18 protein-coding genes are annotated in these 21,098 nt (G+C 69.0%); 13 read left to right on the forward strand and 5 right to left on the reverse strand.

Features of this window, described 5'->3' with window-relative positions:
• Window positions 1-180 precede the first annotated feature (180 nt).
• Complete coding sequence (locus FBQ73_RS07650; RefSeq protein ID WP_138398865.1) at window positions 181-1,023, forward strand: DUF1194 domain-containing protein; 843 nt, start codon at window positions 181-183, stop codon at window positions 1,021-1,023.
• 6 nt (window positions 1,024-1,029) lie between these two features.
• Here the strand turns inward: FBQ73_RS07650 and fni are convergent, their stop codons facing one another.
• Window positions 1,030-2,061, reverse strand: a complete 1,032-nt coding sequence (gene fni, locus FBQ73_RS07655; protein ID WP_138398866.1) for a type 2 isopentenyl-diphosphate Delta-isomerase — start codon at window positions 2,059-2,061, stop codon at window positions 1,030-1,032.
• 364 nt (window positions 2,062-2,425) lie between these two features.
• Between fni and FBQ73_RS07660 the strand changes: the two genes are divergently transcribed.
• From FBQ73_RS07660 to FBQ73_RS07690, 7 genes are all read left to right on the forward strand, one after another.
• Window positions 2,426-3,358 (forward strand): polyprenyl synthetase family protein, encoded by a 933-nt coding sequence (locus tag FBQ73_RS07660; RefSeq protein ID WP_170218780.1) that lies wholly within the window; start codon window positions 2,426-2,428, stop codon window positions 3,356-3,358.
• Entirely contained in the window at window positions 3,355-4,341 is a 987-nt protein-coding gene (locus FBQ73_RS07665; RefSeq protein ID WP_138398868.1) for an ABC transporter ATP-binding protein, read from the forward strand. The genes FBQ73_RS07660 and FBQ73_RS07665 overlap by 4 nt, the downstream gene beginning before the upstream one ends.
• Complete coding sequence (locus FBQ73_RS07670) at window positions 4,338-5,528, forward strand: ABC transporter permease (protein ID WP_138398869.1); 1,191 nt, start codon at window positions 4,338-4,340, stop codon at window positions 5,526-5,528. Before FBQ73_RS07665 ends, FBQ73_RS07670 begins: the two co-directional genes overlap by 4 nt.
• 86 nt (window positions 5,529-5,614) lie before the next feature.
• On the forward strand, window positions 5,615-6,346 hold the full coding sequence (locus FBQ73_RS07675; protein WP_138398870.1) for a heme ABC transporter permease: 732 nt from the start codon (window positions 5,615-5,617) through the stop codon (window positions 6,344-6,346).
• 22 nt (window positions 6,347-6,368) lie between these two features.
• A complete protein-coding gene (gene ccmD / locus FBQ73_RS07680; RefSeq protein ID WP_138398871.1) occupies window positions 6,369-6,539 on the forward strand; it encodes a heme exporter protein CcmD in 171 nt (56 codons plus the stop codon).
• Complete coding sequence (locus FBQ73_RS07685; RefSeq protein WP_138398872.1) at window positions 6,536-7,138, forward strand: DsbE family thiol:disulfide interchange protein; 603 nt, start codon at window positions 6,536-6,538, stop codon at window positions 7,136-7,138. The genes ccmD and FBQ73_RS07685 overlap by 4 nt, the downstream gene beginning before the upstream one ends.
• A 51-nt stretch (window positions 7,139-7,189) precedes the next feature.
• Window positions 7,190-8,002 (forward strand): HesA/MoeB/ThiF family protein, encoded by an 813-nt coding sequence (locus FBQ73_RS07690; protein WP_138398873.1) that lies wholly within the window; start codon window positions 7,190-7,192, stop codon window positions 8,000-8,002.
• Window positions 8,003-8,028: 26 nt separating this feature from the next.
• Here FBQ73_RS07690 and FBQ73_RS07695 read toward each other — a convergent pair whose 3' ends face one another.
• Together FBQ73_RS07695 and FBQ73_RS07700 are read right to left on the reverse strand one after the other, a co-directional pair.
• Window positions 8,029-9,996 carry a tetratricopeptide repeat protein gene (locus FBQ73_RS07695; protein ID WP_138398874.1) on the reverse strand — a complete coding sequence of 656 codons (1,968 nt, stop codon included), beginning with the start codon at window positions 9,994-9,996 and terminating at the stop codon, window positions 8,029-8,031.
• Between the two features lie 112 nt (window positions 9,997-10,108).
• Window positions 10,109-11,110 (reverse strand): 2-hydroxyacid dehydrogenase, encoded by a 1,002-nt coding sequence (locus FBQ73_RS07700; protein ID WP_138398875.1) that lies wholly within the window; start codon window positions 11,108-11,110, stop codon window positions 10,109-10,111.
• A 153-nt stretch (window positions 11,111-11,263) separates the two neighbouring features.
• Here FBQ73_RS07700 and FBQ73_RS07705 point away from each other — a divergent pair, with 153 nt between their 5' ends.
• Window positions 11,264-11,815: an SH3 domain-containing protein gene (locus FBQ73_RS07705; RefSeq protein WP_210236693.1), complete on the forward strand. Its 552-nt coding sequence runs from the start codon at window positions 11,264-11,266 to the stop codon at window positions 11,813-11,815.
• 115 nt (window positions 11,816-11,930) lie between these two features.
• Here FBQ73_RS07705 and FBQ73_RS07710 read toward each other — a convergent pair whose 3' ends face one another.
• Entirely contained in the window at window positions 11,931-12,251 is a 321-nt protein-coding gene (locus FBQ73_RS07710) for a 2Fe-2S iron-sulfur cluster-binding protein (protein WP_138398876.1), read from the reverse strand.
• 580 nt (window positions 12,252-12,831) lie between these two features.
• On the opposite strand from FBQ73_RS07710, the gene FBQ73_RS07715 reads away from it, so the two are divergent.
• From FBQ73_RS07715 to FBQ73_RS07730, 4 genes are all read left to right on the forward strand, one after another.
• Window positions 12,832-16,800, forward strand: coding sequence for an apolipoprotein A-IV repeat region-like domain-containing protein (locus tag FBQ73_RS07715; RefSeq protein ID WP_170218781.1), 3,969 nt, complete (start codon window positions 12,832-12,834; stop codon window positions 16,798-16,800).
• A gap of 238 nt (window positions 16,801-17,038) precedes the next feature.
• Window positions 17,039-17,812: a hypothetical protein gene (locus FBQ73_RS07720; RefSeq protein WP_138398878.1), complete on the forward strand. Its 774-nt coding sequence runs from the start codon at window positions 17,039-17,041 to the stop codon at window positions 17,810-17,812.
• A 28-nt stretch (window positions 17,813-17,840) separates the two neighbouring features.
• Window positions 17,841-18,857 carry a P1 family peptidase gene (locus FBQ73_RS07725; protein WP_138398879.1) on the forward strand — a complete coding sequence of 339 codons (1,017 nt, stop codon included), beginning with the start codon at window positions 17,841-17,843 and terminating at the stop codon, window positions 18,855-18,857.
• On the forward strand, window positions 18,854-19,387 hold the full coding sequence (locus tag FBQ73_RS07730) for a hypothetical protein (protein WP_138398880.1): 534 nt from the start codon (window positions 18,854-18,856) through the stop codon (window positions 19,385-19,387). The genes FBQ73_RS07725 and FBQ73_RS07730 overlap by 4 nt, the downstream gene beginning before the upstream one ends.
• 107 nt (window positions 19,388-19,494) lie before the next feature.
• Here the strand turns inward: FBQ73_RS07730 and FBQ73_RS07735 are convergent, their stop codons facing one another.
• A complete protein-coding gene (locus FBQ73_RS07735) occupies window positions 19,495-21,045 on the reverse strand; it encodes an FAD-dependent oxidoreductase (RefSeq protein ID WP_170218782.1) in 1,551 nt (516 codons plus the stop codon).
• Between the last annotated feature and the right edge of the window lie 53 nt (window positions 21,046-21,098).

The following is a 21,098-nucleotide window of genomic DNA, read 5'->3' on the forward strand; positions in this document are numbered from 1 at the left end:
CAGGCTAAGCCGTTGTGACAGAACGACGACAGACCTGCCCCGCGTGGCGAAGCCAGCGATTGCAACGCTTCGCCGGAAATCGTGAGCTAAAAACAGGCGGCTAAACTCTTTTCGACCCCGATGGAAGGTGTCAGCATCCGTGTGACGTGATGCCGCGCTTTCCCATCGGGAGAGAAAACCATGTTTTCGCGCCGCTTCTGGTCCCGGTCCCTGGTTTCACACCGCCTCGTTCTAGGCCTCGCCTTCCTCGTCCTCGCCGGCACGGCACCGGCCCGCGCCGGCAGTAGCGGAATGGACGTGGATCTCGAACTCGTCCTCGCCGTGGACGTCTCCTATTCCATGGACACAGAAGAGCAGGCCCTCCAGCGCGAGGGCTATGCGTCGGCCGTGGTCTCCCGCGAATTCCTCGATGCCCTGCGCCTTGGCCCCTCGGGGCGCATCGCGGTGGAGTATGTGGAATGGGCAGGCGACGGCGAGCAGAAGGTGGTGGTGGACTGGCGCATCATCGACAGTCCGCAGACCGCCAAGGCTTTCGCCGACGCGGTGATGGGCGCGCCGCTGCGGCGGGTGTACCGCACCTCCATATCGAGCGCCCTGCTGTTCAGCGCCGACCAGTTCGACCTCAATGGCTACAAGGGCGTGCGGCGCGTCATCGACGTCTCCGGCGACGGCGTGAACAACCAGGGCCCGCCGGTGGCCCTGGCGCGCGATGCCGTGGTGCAGCGGGGAATCACCGTGAACGGCCTGCCTTTGCTGCTGAAGCGCGCTGCCTCCTCCGCCCTCGATGTGCCGGAGCTGGACGCTTATTATGAGGATTGCGTCATCGGCGGCCCGGGCGCTTTCGTCATTCCAGTGCAGCAGATGGAAGAGTTTGCCCGCGCCATCAAGACCAAGCTGGTGATGGAGGTAGCGGGCATGGTGCCGCCGCCGGCTCCCGGCCTGATCCAGCGCGCGGCGGCCACCGAGCCGCGCGTCTCCTGCACCATCGGCGAGAAGATCTGGATGGATCACTGGGCCAATTGAGGATGTTCAATCGCTCGTGACGAGCGGCGCGCGGCGCAGCGCCGCAAGGTCCGCCGCGCCAGTGGCAAAGCAGACGATGCGCAACTGGTCCGTCATCTGCGAAAAGTGCTCCACCACCGCCTCGGTGGAGGTGACCGCGGCCTTCAGTGTGCCCGCCGCCTGACCCGCGAGATCGGCACCGAGCCGGATGGCCTTGGCCGCGTCCACGCCATGTCGCACCCCACCGGAGGCGATGAGCGGAATGTCCGGGCAGGCCGCTCGCGCCTCCACCACCGCCTGGGCGGTGGGAATGCCCCAGTCGGCGAAGGCGGCGGCCACGGCGCGGCTGCGGCCGGTGCCGCGTTCTCCTTCCACCAGCGCCCAGTTGGTGCCCCCTGCCCCGGCCACGTCCAGCGCCGCCACCCCGCAGTCGGCCAACCGCCGGGCCACGGCGCCGGACAGGCCGAAGCCCACCTCCTTCACCACCACCGGCACGGACAGGCCGGCGCAGAGCGAGCCGATGTGGTCAAGCACGCAGCGCCAATCCCGGTCGCCGCCCTGCTGGATGGCTTCCTGCAACGGATTGAGATGGATGACGAGGGCATCCGCCCCGATCATCTCCACCGCGCGGCGAGCCGCATCCTGCCCGTCCTTTGCCAGTAGTTGAGCCGCACCGAGATTGGCGAGGAGCGCGATATCCGGCGCCCGCCGCCGCAGGTCGGCGCCGAGGCCGCTGGCCGAACCGTTCTCGATGGCGATGCGCTGGGAGCCGACGCCGAGCGCGATGCCCAGGGCCTGCGCGGCTTCGGCGAGATGGGCATTGATGGCTTCCGCCCGCGCAGGGCCGCCGGTCATGGCGGAGATCAGGAACGGCGCCTTCAGGGCGCGCCCGAGGAAGTGCGTCGTGAGGTCGACTGCGTCGAGATCGAGTTCCGGTAATGCGCAATGGATGAAGCGCACCTGATCGAACCCCGCATCCACATGCGAAGCGACACGCCCGCCCGCGAGCACAATGTCGATGTGGTCTTCCTTGCGCCGACCCGCGCCGCTTTCGTCCATCGACCCTCGCCGGCGCCCGCCTGCAAAAGAGAACGCGTTTTGCCTGAAGCCGCGGCGAGGACGCCACATGACGCCAGATTCTGTCGCCCGGCGCGCCCCGCGCACTGGCATCCTTCCTTAAGGGGTGATCTAAAGTCGTTCAAGGCAACGTATTTTGGCAACGTATCTGCCAGCAGGGGTGCGCCCCCGGCAGCACAGCAGACGATGAGGGGCGTGGATGGGGAAGGGCGGACGGGACCGGCGGACCTCGGAAGGTTCGCACGACGCGCTGCGGCCAAGCTCGTCCCAAGGCGCGTCGCAAGGTGGTTCCACCCTGGCGCTGGCCGTCGCGGAGCCGGAGACCAGCCGGGCACCGGACGTGCGGATGCATGATCTGGAGGAGCCACCGGCCGCAGCCTTCCCGCCGCGCTCGCGCGACCTCTCCTTCCTGCGGGCGGTGATCGATCGCCGACTCGGGCTGCTGGTGCCACCGGCGGCCTCCCACCCGGCCGTGTTGCATGCCGCCATGCGCCACATCCTGCTGTCGCCCGGCAAACGGCTGCGCCCGCTGCTCACCCTTGCCGCCGCGATCCAGCTCAATGCCTCCGAGCACGCAGTGCTGGATTTCGGCTGCGCGCTGGAGATGATCCACGCCTCTTCCCTGATCGTGGACGACCTGCCCTGCATGGACGACGCCGCCATGCGGCGCGCTCAGCCCACCACCCATGTGCAGTATGGCGAGGACGTGGCAGTTCTTGCCTCCATCGGCCTTTTGTCGCGCGCCTTCGGGGTAGCCGCGGCGGCGCCGGGGGTGAGCGAACACGCGCGCCTGGACGCGGTGGCCATCCTGTCCATGGCGGTGGGCTCGCTGGGCCTGTGCGGTGGCCAATATGACGACCTGCGTCCGAGCCCCGGCCGCAGCCTCGCCGCCACCGAGGACGTGAACCGCCGTAAGACCGGCGTTCTGTTTTCGGCCGCGGTGGAGATCGCCGGCCATGTGGCGGCGGCGGACGAGACCCAGCTCGGCCATCTCAAGGCACTGGCCGGCCATGTGGGCCGTGCCTACCAGATCCTCGACGACATTCTCGATGCTTCGGGTTCCTCTGCCAGCCTTGGCAAGGATGTGGGCAAGGACGCCCACAAGGCCACCGTCATCGCCTCCCTCGGCGCGCCACGCGCGCGCAAGCTTCTGTCCGAGCACTTGGCGGGCGCGCTTACCGCCTCTAAAGAGCTAGGACCCAACACGGACGGCCAGGAGCCCCTGCGAGATTTCATGACCGCTGCCTTCGGCGAACTGATGGGGCCGCTGGCGCCGTGAGCGCCGCGTCCCGATACGATCGTCCCGCGGAAGACCAGAATCCGGCGCCATCCTCGGCCCCACCCCTGGCCATCTCGGGCCTTCACGTGGGCTATGGCGAACGTACGGTGCTGGCGGGCGTCGATCTCGTCGTGCCCGAAAGCACGGTCACGGCACTGACCGGCCCGAACGGTGCAGGCAAGACCACCCTCGTGCGCGCCATCTGCGGCCGTATCGCCCCCCGGGCTGGGGCGGTCATGGTGTGCGGCGTTCCGGCGGCGGAAGGCGCCGCCCGCACCCGCATCGGCCTCGCGCCACAGGATATCGCGCTCTATCGTAGCCTGACCATTTCCGAGAATCTCGAGGTGTTCGCCAGCCTTGCCGGCGTGCCGGGGGGCGCCGTGCCCGCCTGCGTCGCCAACGTGATGGTGCGCACCGGCGTCGCCGATCGCCGCAACGAGCGCATCGACCGCCTGTCCGGCGGCTGGCAGCGCCGGGCCAACGTGGCCGCCGCTTTGGTGGGCGATCCGCGCCTGCTGGTGCTCGACGAGCCCACCGTGGGGGTGGACGCCCCAGCCCGCGCCGAGCTGGCGGCGCTGGTGCGCAGCCTTGCGGGGGAAGGGCTCGGCATCCTTCTCGTCACTCACGATTTCGCCTTCGCCGAGGACGTGGCCGACCGCGTCGCCATTCTCAAGGACGGGCGGGTAGCCCTTGAAGGCGAACTGGGCGCGCTGGTCGCCGCTCACTTTCCCAACCAGCGCCGGGTGGAAACGACATTCGCCACCCCGCCCACGCTCAAGGGCCGGCAGGTGCTCGCCGCCCAAGGCCTGCACGCCGGGCCGGACGAAACCGCCTTCAGCGGCGTGGTGGCGGACACGCCGGCGGCGGCGGGCGATCTCATCGCGGCCCTGAAGGCGGCGGGGCTGGTGCCCCGCACCCTCTCGCTCCAGGCCGCCGGGCTCGATGCGCTCTACGCCTCCGTCACCCGGAAGCCGTCCCCATGATGATCGCCATCGTCCGGGCCATGGCCCTCACCCTGATGCGCGACCGCGGAGCGCTGCTGATGACCTTCGTGCTGCCGCCGGTGCTGTTCGTGCTGTTCGCGGCGGTGTTCGCCGGCACCGGCGGGGAAGCCTCCAGCATCAAGGTCGCGGCGGCTCAGGCCACGGACGCCCCCGCCGCCCGCATGCTGCTCGACGCCCTCGCCCGCGCCCCGGATGTCCATCTGACGCCGGTGGCGCCTGAGGAGGTGGCCAAGCGCGTGGCGGACGGGAGCGCCGACGTGGGCCTCATCGTGCGCGCCGATGTGGCCGCCGCCACCGACAAGCCGCCGCTGGTGATCATCACCGACGCCGGCCGCAACGTGGCGGCAGCCTTGCTCGCCGCCCGCATCCAGCGCCTGTTCACCGAGGATTTGCCCGGCCTTGCCATGCGGCGGGTGGCGGGGCAGATCGAGGTGCTGGTGGGGCCGTTCTCCGCCGAGCAGAAAGCGCGGCTCGACGATTCGGTGGCCCGTGCGCCGGAGCTGGTGGCCCAGGGCGGGGCTGATTTGATGGAGCGCCAGCCCCTCGCCAGCCGCCGGGCCGAGCCGGGGGTGAGCTATTATGCCGGCGCCATCGCCATGCTGTTCCTGCTGTTCGCGGCGGTGCAGGGCGCGGCGAGCCTGGTGGATGAACGCCGCTCGGGCGTGTTCGACCGCATCGTCATGAGCCGGGGCGGCGTGCTGGCGCTGGTGGGCGGCAAGCTCTGCTTCCTGATCCTGCAAGGGCTGGCGCTCGCCGCCGTGCTGTTCGCGGTTGCGCAGGTGGTCTATGGCGTCCACGTCATCCAGCACCTGGGCACCGTCACCCTGGTGGCGGCGGCGGCCTCGGCGGCGGCGGCCGGCATTGCCCTGCCCCTTGCCGCGATGGCGCGCACCCGCCATCAGGCGCAGACCCTCTCCACCTTCGCGGTGCTGCTGCTCTCGGCCGTTGGCGGCAGCATGGTGCCTCGCTTCCTGATGCCGGACTGGCTCCAGAAGCTGGGCGTACTGACACCCACCGCCTGGGGCATCGAGGCCTTCCAGGGCGCTCTGTGGCGCGGGGAAGGCATCGGCGACCTTGCCTTGGCCCTCGCTGTCCTGCTCGCCTATGGCGCGGTGGGCGCGGGCTTCACCCTGTGGCTCATCCGCCGGCAGGTGCGCCTAGCCTGAGGGCGAGCCCCGCGGCCCCCTGCGACACGAAATCCTGAACGCCGAGAGCGCTTCCCTCCGAGGCGCGGGGGCTTTAGAACCGCGCCATGGCGATCCTCGACCTTGCCAACCCGGTCCGCTTCATGAGCCTGTCCGCCCGCATCCTGCCATGGATCGCGGGGGCGGCGGTGGTGACGCTCGCCGTCGGCTTCTTCCTCGCCTTCCGCGCCCCGCCCGATTACCAGCAGGGCGAGACGGTGCGCATCATGTACATCCACGTGCCGTTCGCGTGGCTCGGCCTGTTCGGCTATTCCATGATGGCGGCCTCCTCCATCGGCATCCTGGTATGGCGCCATCCCCTGGCGGACGTGGCCCACAAGGCCGCCGCACCCGTGGGCGCCACCTTCACCGCTTTGTGCCTGGTCACCGGCGCCCTGTGGGGGCGGCCCATGTGGGGCACCTATTGGGTGTGGGACGCCCGGCTCACCTCCATGCTGGTGCTGCTTTTGCTCTATCTCGGCCTGATGGCCCTGCGCGCCGCCATCGACGAGCCCAACCGCGCCGGGCGTGCCGCTGCGGTGCTCACGCTGGTGGGCTTCATCAACGTGCCCATCGTGAAATTCTCGGTGGACTGGTGGAACACGCTGCACCAGCCCGCCTCGGTGTTCCGCATGGGCGGCTCCACCATCGAATCGAGCCTGTTGTGGCCGCTGCTGGTGTGCGCCATCGGCTTCACGCTGCTGTTTCTGGCGCTGCACATGCTGGGCATGCGCACGGAAATCCTCCGCCGCCGCGTACAGGCGCTGGAAGCCCGCGCCGCTGCCGAAGCGATGGCCTGAGCGGCGGGGTGAGCGATCTGACATGAGCCACTTCGTCTTCATCGCCGCCTCTTATGGCGTCGCCACGCTCGGCCTCGGGCTGCTCGCCGCCTGGCTGCTGGTCGATTACGGCCAGCAGCGCAGGGCGTTGGCGGAGCTTGAAGCCCGCGGCCTCCGCAAGAGGTCCCGCCGCGGACCGGGGGATGCAGCATGAGCACGCCCGACGAGACACCCGGCATAACCCGGCACCGCCGCCGGCTGTGGCTGGTGGCCCTGCCGCTGGTGCTGTTCCTGGCACTCGCCGGCCTGTTCTTTTCCCGGCTCGAAACCGGTGGCGACCCCTCGCGCATCCCTTCCGCCTTGGTAGGGAAGGCAGCGCCCCGGATTGCGCTGCCGCCGCTGGAGGGCCTGAAGGGTCCGGGCGGCACGCCCCTGCCCGGCATCGATCTGGTGGCGCTTTCCGGCAAGCCGACGCTGGTGAACGTCTGGGCCTCCTGGTGCGGCCCCTGCCGGGACGAGCATCCCGTGCTCATGCAGCTTGCCAAGGACGGCCGCTTCAACCTCGTGGGCATAAATTACAAGGACGCACCGGAGAATGCCCGCCGCTTCCTCGGCCAATATGGCCTGCCCTATCAGGCCGTAGGCGTGGACCCCAAGGGCCGCGCAGCCATCGACTGGGGCGTCTATGGGGTGCCGGAGACCTTCGTGGTCGCCAAGGACGGCACCATCGTCCACAAGTTCGTGGGGCCGCTCACGCCCGAGGCGGTCAACACCAAGCTTCTGCCGTTGATCGCCCGCCTGTCGGGAAACTGAGCGGCCGCCACTAGGGTGACGCCGGCGGAAACTGGGATTATGGATTCCGCCATGGCCTTTTCCCCTGACGAGATCGAACGCTACGCCCGCCACATCGTGCTCCACGACGTGGGCGGCCCCGGACAGCAGAAGCTGAAGGCGGCGACCGTGCTGGTGGTCGGTGCCGGCGGGCTCGGCGCGCCGGTGCTGCTCTATCTCGCCGCGGCGGGCGTGGGCCGGCTGATTCTTGTCGAGGATGACGTGGTCTCCCTCTCCAACCTCCAGCGGCAGGTGATCCACCGCACGCAGGACGTGGGCCGGCCCAAGACCGACAGCGCCGGCGATGCCATCGGTGCCCTCAACCCCCATGTGGAACTGGTCACCCACGCGATGCGACTGGACGCCGGCAATGCGCTGGATCTGATCGCCGATGCCGATGTGGTGGTGGACGGCTCGGACAATTTCGCCACGCGCTATCTGGTGTCGGACGCCTGCGTGCTGGCGAAAAAGCCGTTGGTGACGGCGGCGCTCGGCGCCTTCGACGCCACGGTTACCACCCTGCGCGCCCACGAGACGGCGCCGGACGGCACTCCCAACCCCACCTATCGCTGCCTGTTCCCCGAGCCGCCGCCGGCTGGAACCGTGCCGGCCTGCGCGGAAGCCGGCGTACTGGGAGCGCTGGCGGGGATCGCCGGATCGCTCGCCGCGCTGGAGGCGATCCGCGCCGTGGTGGGCTTCGGCGAGGGGCTGGTGGGGCGCCTGCTGATGATCGACGCCCGTGCCATGCGCTTCGAGACCCTGAGCTACGGCTGGGACCCGGACAACCCGCTGACCGGCACCGGCGACCGCATCACCGACCTCTCCGCGCATGTGAGAATCCCATAAGGGACGCTTCTCAGGCCATTAGAAATCTACATCAGCTCTCGTATGTTGTGGGCGATACGCTGAACTAAGCTCGACCAATCCCCCGCCATCTGCTGCCGGAAGAGACGCAAGCTCGGAAAGAAGACGGTTTCCTCACCTTCACATCCCCAGCGCCAATCGGGTACGGCCCGCAGGGCTACGAAGGTCAGAAAGCCGCAGGCGCCCGCCACGTTCGCGAGCGCAGTGTCGGTGGTGAGCACGAGGTCGAGAGACTGCATCAGGCCGACCGTATCGACGAAAATGCCGTCCGCGTTAAATCCCGCGCCAGGCCGCACGATGGCTCCGGCAAAAGGGACTTCGTCCAGTTGCTCGGTGCCCGCCCCGTGTTGAAGAGACACCAGGCTCACCCCCGGGATCGCCGCCAGCGGGGCGAAAAGCGCCAGTGGGATCGACCGCCCGACATCCACATTGCGCGACGGATTGCCCTGCCAGTTGAGGCCGATGTTGAACGCGCCGTCCTTGCGCAGATGGCGCCATCTGGAAACCCGGTCCTGTGGCGGGCTGAGATAGGGCGCTGCGGGCCACTGGGCCGGGTCCGGGGACACCAGATGGGGCAGGCTGCCGATGGGTGCCCAACGCAGACCCAGCATTGACTGGTCTATTCCCGATAGATCGGAGACCACCGGCACCCGGCCGTCGAGGTCTCGAAGCAACGGGACGAGACCAGGCCGCGTGAGCAGGATCGTGCTGATCCCGCGATCGGCCAGAATGCGCAGAAGGCGGCCGAAGAAGACGACGTCCCCGATCCCCTGCTCGCCCTGCACGACCAGCATTTCCGGCGTTTCCCGTCCATCCCAGCGCGTGAACGGAAGCGGGTTGAAGGGCGGCGGAAGTGTCCCTTCGCGATGCTCGTATCCCGCCCAGCCATCGAGCCACTGTCCCTGGGCGAGTTTTTCCGTCGCATTCGCATACAAGACATGGGGTTGCCCCGGATCGGTTTCCGAGGCGCGCCCGAGGGCCATGCGCATGTCTTCCCGGCGGCCGATATCCGCCAGCAGCCGGGCACGCGACACGTGCGCGGATGCAAGCCGTGGATCAAGAGCGAGCGCCGCTTCGATATCGGCCATGGCACCGGCGGCATCGCCCAGCGCCCGGCGAGTATCCGCGCGAAGCTGCAAGAGTAAGGCTGATTTCGGTTCGAGAAGAAGGGCGCGCTCGCACGCACTATGTGCTGCGGGCATATCCTCAAGAAGATGCAGCACCGAAATCAGGCGCACATGGAATGTGATGTTTTGAGGCGCGATATCGACAGCCTTCTCCAGGCTGACACGTGCCTCGGCCCACTTGCCCAGCCCCAGCAGAGCCTGCCCGCGCACATATTCGGCGTCCGCAAGCCGGGGGGAAAGACGAAGTGCCGCGTCGGCCGCGGCAATGACATCCTTGGGCCGCTCGAGTTCCAGCAGCGTACCGGCCAGATTGACGAGATGCAGCGGCTGCCAGGGCTGGAGGGCGACAAGCGCCTCGCTGTCGCACAGGGCCTCCTGCAAACGGCCTAGACGCGCAAGGGCGCCGGCGCGGTTGGTGAGGGCTTCGATCGACCGGGGATCCGCCGCCAGGACGATGTCGTAGCAAGCCACGCCCTCCGCATATCGGCCGAGGGCGCAAAACGCGTTGCCAGCGAGGAAGCGGGCTTCCAAGGGAGCCCCCTCAAGGCTCAGAGCAGCCTGGAAGGCGGCGAGCGCCTTCTCCCAGTTGCCCGTGCCCTGGTGGCTGGCGCCAAGAAGAATTGCGGCATGGGGATTGCGCGGATGAGCGTCCCGAAGGCGGCGCGCCGCTATAACGGCCTCCTTGGGCCGTCCCACTTGCAGCAGTTCAAAAATCAACAGGCGCTGGATGTCCAACGACGTGGCATGCGCTTTTGCAAGACGGCGATAGATCGCCAGCGCCTGTTCGAAATGCCCAATCCTGTGCAGGTCGGCCGCGCGAGCAAGCGCGACTGAAACTTCGGGAGACATGGGATGAAAGACCCTCCCTGAACGTGAGATGGCAATCCACGGTCACGAGTCCCAATTGTCCCTTCCGGCCGATCCGCGCGAGCGCGGACCGACGCCGTGCCCGCCCCCAGCCTCACAGCATGGCGGGCAGTACGCGGTCTGGCGGACGGTGACCATCCATGAAAGTCTTGATGTTGACGATGACCTTCTCGCCCATGTCCACGCGGCCTTCCAGCGTTGCGGAGCCCAGATGCGGCAGCAGTACCACCTTGCCCTGCTTGGCGAGGCGGATCAGCTTCGGGTTCACCGCCGGTTCGTGCTCGAACACGTCGAGGCCGGCACCGGCCAGTTCGCCCGCCTCCAGCTGGCGGGTCAGCGCGTTCTCGTCGATCACCTCGCCGCGGGCGGTGTTCACCACATAGGCCTCGGGCTTGAGCAGCTTCAGCCGCCGCGCCGAGAGCAGATGATAGGTGGCCGGCGTGTGCGGGCAATTGATGGACACGATGTCCATGCGGGCCAGCATCTGGTCGAGGCTGTCCCAATAGGTGGCATCCAGCATCTCCTCCACGGCGGTGGGGAGGCGGCGGCGGTTGTGGTAGTGGATCTGCAGGCCGAAGGCCTTGGCGCGCCGCGCCACCGCCTGGCCGATGCGGCCCATGCCGATGATGCCGAGGCGCTTGCCCCAGATGCGCCGGCCCAGCATCCATGTGGGCGACCAGCCGAGCCACTCGTCCTTGTCGGCGATCACCGCCTGCGCGCCCTCGGCCAACCGGCGCGGCACGGCGAGGATCAGCGCCATGGTCATGTCCGCAGTGTCCTCGGTGAGGACGCCCGGCGTGTTGGTCACGGTGATGCCGCGATTGAGCGCGCTCGCCACGTCGATGTGATCGACGCCGTTGGAGAAGGAGGCAATCAGCCGCAGGTTTTCCCCAGCCTGCGACAGGACCGCAGAATCGATGCGGTCGGTCAGGGTCGGAACCAGCACGTCGGCGGTCCGGACGGCCTCCACGAGCGCGGCCTGATCCATGGGCACGTCGTCGAGGTTCAATTGCGCGTCGAACAACTCGCGCATCCGGGTTTCAACTGAGTCCGGCAGCTTGCGCGTGACGACGACGAGGGGTTTGCGACGCACCATCGTTACTCCCCATTCCCCATTTCTTAACGCTTCTGGTCCCGTCTATCAGACAGACGGGGAAACACAAGGCGCCCTGCACCGCGTGCCCTTGACGCGCCCGGTGGAGCGGCGCACTCCGCCGTTTCGAGAGCAATACGAAAGGACGAGCCCATCATGCCCACGATGCGACCTCATCTGGTGCGAAGCCTCAAGGCCCTTGCATTGGCGCTGGTGGTCACGGGGGGCGCGGGGCTCCAGCCCATCACCGCTCGGCCCGCCCTGGCGGCCGAGGATGGCACCTCCGGCCTGCCGGTGCCACGCTTCGTCTCGCTCAAGGCGGACAAGGTGAACGTGCGCAACGGTCCCAACAAGGACCACGACGTGTCGTGGGTATTCAACCGCGCCGGCCTGCCGGTGGAGGTGACCGCCGAGTTCGAGACCTGGCGCCGCATCCGGGATGCCGACGGCGCGGAAGGCTGGGTCTACCATTCCATGCTGTCGCTGCGCCGCACTGCCCTCGTGGCGCCCTGGCTGAAGGGTGACACCGTGCCCATGCGCGATGCCGCCAACCCCGACGCCAAGGTGGTGGCGCGCCTGGAGCCCAGCGTGCTCGGCGTGGTGAAGACCTGCGACGGCAAGTTCTGCCGGCTCATCGGCGACGGCTTCGACGGCTATGTGCAGCAGTCGCAGCTGTTCGGAATCTATCCCAACGAAAAGGTGGAATGACACCACGGCGGCCCGGCTGCGCCGGCCCGCGTCGGGTATCAAGCCCGCACGCCGCGCGGCGCCTGAGCCACGCACTCTCGGCCTCGGCACCGGTCGGAGACCGGCGACGGCGATCTCAGCCCTGGGTTTCGGGCGTGTGGAGAATGATCCCGTCCAGCGCCGCCGTCAGCTTGATCTGGCAGGACAGGCGGGAGGTGGGACGCACGTCGGTGGCGAAATCCAGCATGCCCTCTTCCATCTCGGAGGGCTCGCCCACCTTGTCCGCCCACGCCTCGTCCACATAGACATGGCAGGTGGCGCAGGCGCAGGCACCGCCGCATTCGGCAACGATGCCCGGCACGCCGTTGCGCACCGCCGTCTCCATGGCGGTCGCGCCCTCGGGCCCCTCGACCTGATGGGCCGTGCCGTTGTATTCGATGAAGGTGATGGCAACCATAAATGAGCCGCTTGCTGCTCGCCTGCCGAAACCGGCCTTGGCGGGTTGAGGACGTCGCGTGGTGACGCGAAGCCTATAGCTGCAAGCGCGGGGCCACACCAGCTTTGCCAAAGCTCGACAGCTGGCCGCCACCGACGTTAACGATATCTTCATTATTGCGGCAAGGCCGGTTCAATCCGCAGCGCACCATGGCTAGGATAAGGAACGGTAAACCATTTCCGTCCGGCCCCGCCGGATCGGGAGGGTGTGTGTACTGGACACGGCGCCCCGGCGGGGACACCCCGCGGGCGCTGTCGAAGGCAGAGGCGACAGCGACATGAAGCAACCAAAGAAGATCCAGGACCCGACCGAGGCGGCTCTGTCGGCTATCCAGGAAGCTCTGACGCTGGAGCTCGACAATGCCGAAGCCGGTCCCCTGGCCAAGGCGCCGGACCGGGGACCTGACAGGGGCCCGGAGGCCGCTTACCCCCAGGATCGCTCCGGTGGGGATCGCCCCGCAGGCGAACGGCTCCTACCCTCTGCGCCGTCCCGTGACGGACGGCCCATCAATCGCAGGCCCCGGCCGCCGGAAGGCGATGCCATGAGGCCCGACGCGCCCCGGCGCGACGGCCCGCAGCGTGCGCGCATCGACGCCGAGCGTCGCGCCGCCAACGACGACCGTCAGACCATCGGCCAGTTGCTGGGCCAGTTGCAGAAGCGCTCGGCGGCCACGCCCTATTATTGGGCGGCCGGCGCCTCGGTGCTGTGGGTCATCGCCGGCATCGCCTTCGCCTTCGCCTACCACCGCGGCCTGATGGCCAGTTCCAGCGGCGTGGAATCCCTGTTCGGCTCTCCGGCCCTGCTCGGCATCTTCGCCAGTATCCTTTTGCCGCCGCTGGCCTTCTTCGGCCTCGCGAGCGTGCTGCGCCGGTCTTTGGAACTCCAGGGCATCGCCCGCTCCATGACCGAGGTGGCCCTGCGCCTCGCCCAGCCCGAATCCATCGCCACCGAGACGGTGGTCACCGTGGGCCAGGCGGTGCGCCGCGAGGTGGCGGCCATGGGCGACGGCGTCGATCGCGCCATCTCCCGTGCCGGCGAGCTGGAAGCCATGGTGCGCGCGGAGGTGTCCATCCTCGAGCGCGCCTATGAGGAGAACGAGGCCCGCATCCGCTCCCTCATCGACGAGCTGCGCAACGAGCGCCACAACATCCAGATCGAGACCGAGCGCCTGCGCGAGGGCATCGTGAGCGCCGAGGCGGTGCTCTCCAACGAGGTGAAGGACGTGGCCTCGCGCATCCACGGCACCATGATGGAGGCCAGCGAGCAGGTCACCGAGATCCTCGGCCAGAAGGGCGAGCACATCACCGCCGCCCTCGCCCGGGTGGGCGACAGCATGATCGACGGCCTCACCGCCAAGGGCGGCGAGCTGATCGACCGCCTCCAGCTCACCGGCTCCGACATCCGCCAGGACCTGTCGGAATCCGGCGACCTGCTGGTGCACACGCTGAAGTCCCGCACCGACGACCTCTCCACCAACCTCCTGTCCACGACCTCCGACGTGGCCCAGCTCATCGACCGGTGGGGCGAGGACATCACCGCCAACATCGACCGCCTGAAGCACGGCATCGGCGAGACGCTGGCCGACAACTCGAACCGCTTCGCCGACGACATCGACCAGCGCGTGTCGCAGGTGAACATCGCCCTGCGCGCCACCAGTGAAACCGCGGTGCAGGACTTCTCCACCCGTGGCGGCGAGCTGATCAAGAAGTTCGAAGAGACCGGCGAGCGCGTTGCCCAGACCCTCTCGGTGCGCGGCACCGACCTGGCCGACCGCATCGAGACCACCGGCAACCGCATCTATGACGCCGTGGCCGTACGCGGCGAGGACCTGCAGCAGCGCCTCGCCGAGACCGGCGAACGCATCACCTCGTCCCTCGACCGGTCCAGCACCCAGGTGGTGGCCGCCTTCGTCGACAAGGGCAACGAGATCAGTTCCTCGCTCAATATCGCCGGCACAGACATGACCGAGCGCCTGTCCCGAGTCGCCGGCGAGGTGACGCAGGCCATCGGCGCGCGCGGCTCCAAGGTCAACGAGGCCTTCCGCGAGACCGCCGACATGCTGGTCGCCACCATCGGGGTCAAGGGCGACGCCATCAAGGAGATGCTCACCGCCCGCCTCAAGGCGATCGAAGAGACCATTACCGTGGGCGGCGCCGACCTCGCCGAGCGCCTGCAACACGACGGCTCGGCCATCGCCCGCACCATGCAGGAAGGCGTGCGCGCCTTCGACACCACCATGAAGGTACACGCCCCCGAGCTGGTGGAGCAGATCGCCCACCGCGTCGCGGCGGTGAACGAGAACCTTAAGCACGCCACCTCCACCCTGGACGAGCGCCTGTCGGCCACCACCGACAATGTCGCCACCATCATGGACCAGCGCATCTCGCGCATCGAGCAGACGCTGGACCAGCGCTCCCAGAGCCTCACCGAGACCCTGGCCACCCGCACCGTCACTTTCGCCCGCACCATCGCCGAGGGCACCAAGTCCGCCACCGAATCCCTCGACAAGTCGGTGGAGACGCTGGAGAACTTCTTCGCCTCGCGGTCCAAGGCGCTGGGCGACGTGCTCACCGAGCGCGCCGAGGTGGTGAACCGCAACATCGGCACCCGTGCCGCCGAGATCGCCTCCGTGCTGGACGGCCGCGTCCACCGCATCGAGGAACTGGTGCTCGGCCGCCTGGACGGCGTCGCGACGTCCCTCGAGGTGCGCGGCGGCGCCTTGGCCGACACCCTTGTCGGCCGCATCGAAACCGTCTCCGGCACCCTGCGCTCCGAAGCGTCCGAGGTGGAGCGCTCGCTCTCGAACCTGTCGCAGAACGTCGGCCGCACCCTCACCGAGCATTCGGAGAAGGTGGCCGACGCGCTCGGCACGCGTCTCACCGAGATCGCCCATCTCATCGACGACAAGAACGGCACCTTCCTGTCGGCTCTGGAGCGCACCAGCCAGCGGGCGGTGGCGGAAATCACCGCCACCAACACCTCGCTCAAGAGCGACGTGGGTTCCATCATCGAGCGCCTCGCCGAGGCCAACGCCACCTTCCATGGCGCCATGTCCACGGCGGTGAACAACCTCGACGCCTTCTCCGGCTCGTTCGCCCGCCAGGTGGAGGGCTTCGGCGCCACCGTGGACGGCATCAGCCAGAATGCCGATGCCACCGCCTACCGCTTCCAGGGCCAGGTCGACGCCCTGCGCGAGGTGTCCAACGGCGCCCTGGCGCAGATGGCCTCCCTCGCGGAGCGGCTGGAACAGAACCGCCAGCTCATGGACGAGGCGGCCCGCACCCTCGGCTCGGCGCAGGACCAGGTGGACTCCACCCTCGCCGCCCGCCGTGGCGACATGGACCAGCTGTCCCAGTCCCTGGTGCAGCGCATCGCCGACGTGGACGCCCGCGTCAGCGCTTTCCATTCCATGCTGGACCAGACCTTCAGCACGGCGCAGGAGCGCGCCCGCCAGATCGCCAGCGTGGTCTCGGAAGCCACCTCCGGCTCTACCCAGGCGGTGGAGAACCAGCTCTCGCTGGTGCGCACCGCCGCCGACCAGGAACGCGAGCGCACCGCCGCCGCCCTGCGCGAGACCTATGCCTCGGCCCTCGCCGACGTGCAGACCCTGTTCGGCGAGACCGGCAACCGCTTCACCGAGGTGGCTGGCGACCTCAAGCGCGTGGCCGAGGACGTGCAGCAGGCCATCACCCTCGCCCGCGAGGAGATGAAGCGCGGCATCCTTGAACTGCCCGCCGAGACCGAGGCGAGCGCCGCCACCATGCGTCGCGCCGTGGCCGAGCAGATCAAGGCACTCGCCGAGCTGAACGAGATCGTCGCCCGCCAGGGCCAGGCCCTCGACGTGGTGGAGACCTCCGCCCGCACCGTGACGCAGGATGCCGCCCGCGCTTCCGCCGTCCGCGAGGCGTCCCGCGAGACCTCCCGCAGCCGCACCGAAGGCGGACTGCTGCAGAGCGAGCTGCGCCGCTCGGCTGCGCCTGCCGCGCCCCGCCGCGCCGAGCCGGTGGAGCGGCCCGCCCCGCGCCCTGCCCCGGTCCGCGAGAGCGTGTCCCGCGAGCCTCAGGGCGAGGAGCAGGAGGGTTGGCTCACCGAGCTGCTCGCCCGCGCCTCCGACAGCCTGAACGACGAGGACCGGCCCGCCGCCCGCGCGCCCCAGGCACCGGCCGCGAACACGGTTTCCCTCGACGGACTCTCGGCTGACATCGCCCGCATGGTGGACCATCAGGCGGCCGGCGAGATGTGGGATCGCCACAACAAGGGCGAGAACCACGTGTTCTCGCGCCGCCTCTACACGGCCCAGGGCCAGCAGGCGTTCGACACCCTGAAGCGCCGTTACCGGGCGGACGGGGAGTTCCGCGAGACCGTGGATCGCTACGTGACCGAGTTCGAGCGGCTGCTTGAGCAGGTTTCCGGCGACGACCGCGGCAGCGCCCTCGCCAAGACCTATCTCACGTCCGACACGGGCAAGGTCTACACCATGCTCGCCCACGCCGCGGGCCGGCTCGACTGAGAATGATGCAATGCAGCACGCCGGGGGTTCCCTCCGGCGTGCTGCACGGCTATCCATCGGTGCCGGGCTTCCCCGCGCGGGGGCCATCCCTTCGGCAAGACACCGTTTCAAGACACCGTCTCGGTCGGGTTGTGATGCAACCGGATCGGCCAAAATGTCTTTTCGCCTACAGAGCGCGCGGGTCAGACCAGGTTGAACAGCCCGGACTGATCGCGCCCCAGCGACCGGAGCCTGTGCCATGAAGACCTATATCTGCGCCGCCTACGCCGGCGGACAGGGCAAGACCACGCTCGCGCAAATGGTGTTTTCCGCGCTCCGCAAGCGCGACCTCGCCTACAAGCTGGTGGCCGCCGACTTCACCGATGGCACGGGCCATTCCAAGATCGGCAAGTTCTTCCCCTCCAAGGTGCTGGAGCTGGGCATCGGCTCGGCCCTGGGGTCCAGCAAGTCGGAGAACGACGCCAACGCCCCGCTGCGCTACTGGGATCGCTTCGGCGGCCTGCTGCTGACTGGCGGCGCGGTGCTGGACCTCGGCGCCAACGTGGTGCCGCAGCTGGTGCAGTGGGCGCACCACCGACGCGTCACCCACATCATGCAGCAGCGCAACTCGCCGGAGATCGACCTCATCGTCATCACCAAGCCGGAGACGCACTCCATCGAGAACGTCTCCACCCTCATCGAGGACGTGGTGGTGGGCGGCGCCCTGCCGGTGGCCAACATCATCGTGGTGAAGAACGAGGTGGGCGGCTCGTTCGAGGGGCAGAACCTCTCCCGCATCGAGAAGGCGGCGGCCGGGCGCAGCCTGAGCTTTGTCAGCATCCCGCGTTGCACCTCGGAACTGTGGCCCCATCTGGAGCGCACCTTCACCCCCGTGGAGGAGGCGCTGGCGGCCACCGAGAACGAGCTGGCCGAAAAGTTTGGGATCGAGATCTGGTCCGCCTATGCCGGCCTCATGGACCTGAAGACCTGGTCCGACGAGGTCTATGCCCAGCTCGGCCGGGTCGGCATCTGAGCCCCCGGCGCCAGCCGCAGGCCTGAGGGTGCGCAACCTCATCACCGACGTGCCCGGCCTTCGGGTCGGCAACGCCACCGATCCGCACATCGGCACCGGCGTCACGGTGGTGCTCTGTGATACGCCGGCGGTGGCGGCAGTGGACGTGCGCGGCGGTGGTCCCGGCACGCGGGAAACCGATCTGCTCGATCCCGCCGCCACGGTGGAGCGGGTGGATGCCATCACCCTTTCCGGCGGCTCGGCCTTCGGGCTCGATGCTGCCTCCGGGGTCATGGCAGGCCTTGCCGCGCGCGGACGGGGCTTTGCCGTGGGCACGGCGAAGGTGCCCATCGTGCCCGGCGCCATCCTGTTCGACCTGCTGAACGGCGGCGACAAGGGCTGGGAAGCCCATCCGCCCTACACCCGGCTTGGCCGCGACGCGCTGGAGGCAGCGGACCTCAACTTCACCCTCGGCTCGGTGGGCGCCGGCACCGGCTGCACCACCGCCACGGTGAAAGGCGGACTCGGCTCGGCCTCCGCGATCGCAGCATCCGGCCATGTGGTCGGCGCCGTGGTGGCGGTGAATGCGGCGGGCAGCCCGCTGTTCGGCGACGGCCCGCAGTTCCGCGCCGCGCCCTATGAGAGGGGCGGTGAGTTCGGCGGCCTCGGCCTGCCCCAAACCGTGTCGCAGGCGCTGGCGGACGAGGTAACCCATCCGCATCTGAAGGGCGGCATCTCGCGCTTTTCCACCACCATCGCCGTGGTTGCCACTGACGCGACCCTCACCACGGTTCAGGCGCGCCGGCTCGCCATCATGGCGCAGAACGGGCTGGCGCTGTCTCTGTTTCCGGTGCACACGCCCTTGGACGGCGACGTAGTGTTCGCGCTCTCCACCGAACGGCGTCCGCTGGAGGTACCCCTGCCCGACCTCGCTCGGCTCGGCGCGCTGGCCTCGGTGGTGCTGGCGCGGGCGGTGGCGCGGGCAATCTTTGCCGCCACCCGCCTGCCCTTCCCCGATTGCCAGAAGACGTGGCACGATCATTTCGCTTCCAAGGACCAGACATGAGCGCCCCTGCCCCCCGCCACATCCCCGCGCACGCCCCAAATGGCGCGCCCGGCGCCGAGCCGAAGCTGGCGCGCCTGGGTGGGCCGCTCGCGGTGCTGTTCTGGTGCTGCTGCGGCATCACCGCGCTGCCGCTGGCGGGCCTGTTCACGCTGATCGCGGAATTCGGCGTCGTGGGAGCGAAGTCGGCGCTGTTCGATTCCTTCTCCGGCCCGGGGCTTCAGCAGCAGGTGCTGCGGTTCGGCCTGGTACCGCAGATCCTGCTGTTCGCGTGGGCAGCGGCGGTGGTGGTGCTGACCGTGGCGAAGGCGCGCATCGCCCTCAGCCTGCTGCCCTGGATGCTGGTCGTGGTGGTGGTGGCCTCGGCCTATGGCCAGTTCGCCATCCGCGATGCCATCTCCCCCGACGGCGCGGACCTTGGCGCCTTCGCGGCGCTCATGCCGGGGCTGCTGGCGCAGGCGGTGGGAGCGGCCACTTTCTTCGGCTATTTCCGTGAGGGCCGGCGGCCGCAAGCCTATTACACCCGGGGATAGGGCTCAGAGCATCTTCGAGCGAAGTGGATACTGGTTCGCTCGGAGAAAAATGCTTTGAAACAAGGCTCTAGAGCGACTGTCGTGAGCCATGGCGATCCAGAATCGCCCTAGGCGCCACGGGGGTGCCGGGGCGGAGCCTCTTCCTCCGGCTCCCGCCGCGCACGGCGGCGGCGGGCGGGTTCCGCGGCCGCACGGGCGGCAAGGCCCGAGGCCCAGCCGGATGCCGCATGCAATGCCGCCCGCGCCGCATGCCGCGACGCCGAGGTCGCCGCCGCCATCCCCCGACGGGGGAGCGCGGCGGGTGCGGCGGGCACCGGCATTGGCGGAAGCCCCCGCACGTCCGCTATCTCCTCGTCCGGAAGCAGGTCCGGTGCCGGAACAGCGGTATCCGGCGCGCCTGCGGTCGAAGTCGCGATCTTGTCCATATGCAGTCGTGCTGCCAGCCGCACGTGCCAATAGCCCGCGAAACGCGCCACCCGGCCGGCCCAGCCGGACAGCGGCGTCGAGGCGAATGGCTGGAGCAGGGCGATGCGATCGTCCTTCTCGGCGATGGCGCCGGAGATGAGACGGCCGGCAAGGAAGCCATGGCTCAGCGCATCGCCGGCGGCGGCCAGCGCATACCACACGCCCCGCTCGCCCTCATGCACCAAAGGCATGCCGGCCGGTTCCGGCAGCATTCGGGCGGAAGCTGCGTCCGAAAGGCTCGGCCCTACCGGATAGAGTTCGGCAGCATGGCGGCGCAGCACCCGGGCGGCGCCCACCCGCGTCATCACCCGCGTGGCGGTGGCGGCGGCAAGGGTCAGGCGGCCAGCGTCAAAATGATAGCGCAGGCCGGTGAGCCCGGCCTCCTCGACCATGCCGCCATAAGGCACCTCGACCGCAGGCAGGCGGAAGCCGCCATAGACCCACGGCGCGCGCGGCAGCACCGCCACCTTCGGGCCGAGCCGGGCGAAGGCCTCCGGCCCGGTGATCACCACCTGGAAGGCGCGGATCCGCCATCGGCCCGCCGCCAGATATTTCCGCAAGCCCTTGAGGTCGGCCGCGAGCGGCCCCTCCACCGGCAGCGCGCGCACGCCCGCCGCCAGGACCTCGGCCTCCAGCGCCACTTTCAGGGCCTGAGGGGAAACGCGCTCGGCCGGAACCACGCCGAGGCCGGCGGTGAAGGTCGAGGTGCCCAGCAGCGCGGCGAGATCCTGCGCCCCCACCAGAACCGTGGTGTCTGGGGCAAGCTCCTGCCTCAGCTCATGTTCGCGAACGAGCGCATCGGCAGCATGAGGGCGGGCCACGGAAAGCCTGCCGCGCGGCCCCACGGCGACGCCGGCCTTCTGGGCGAAGGCCAAGGCTCGTTCGGTTGCCTGGGTGGAGAGGATGAGCAGTTCCTGCGCATCATGCTGTCCCACACGGTCCACCAGTGTGGACGTGGACATGGTGAAGCCGGGGCTCAGAATACCGTCGAGGGGCAGCGGCCGCGCCCCAGTGAAGGTGAGCAGGATGACCTCCCGCCCCCGCCGCGCCAGATCAATGGCGATGGCCAGCCCCGCCACGTCGTCCCCGACGACGCAGACGTCGCAATCATAGGTGCGCTTCAGCGCCGCGTCCGACCGCTCCCGGTCGGTAACATCCTGCGCCGCCGCGCGGGACGGGGCCTTATCAATCATGAAGACTATCCGCTGAGCACCGGCCCATGCTGATGCCTTCCGCTTGAGAAACC

It is taken from the genome of Xanthobacter autotrophicus, from assembly GCF_005871085.1.
GTDB classification, from domain to species: Bacteria; Pseudomonadota; Alphaproteobacteria; order Rhizobiales; family Xanthobacteraceae; genus Xanthobacter; species Xanthobacter autotrophicus.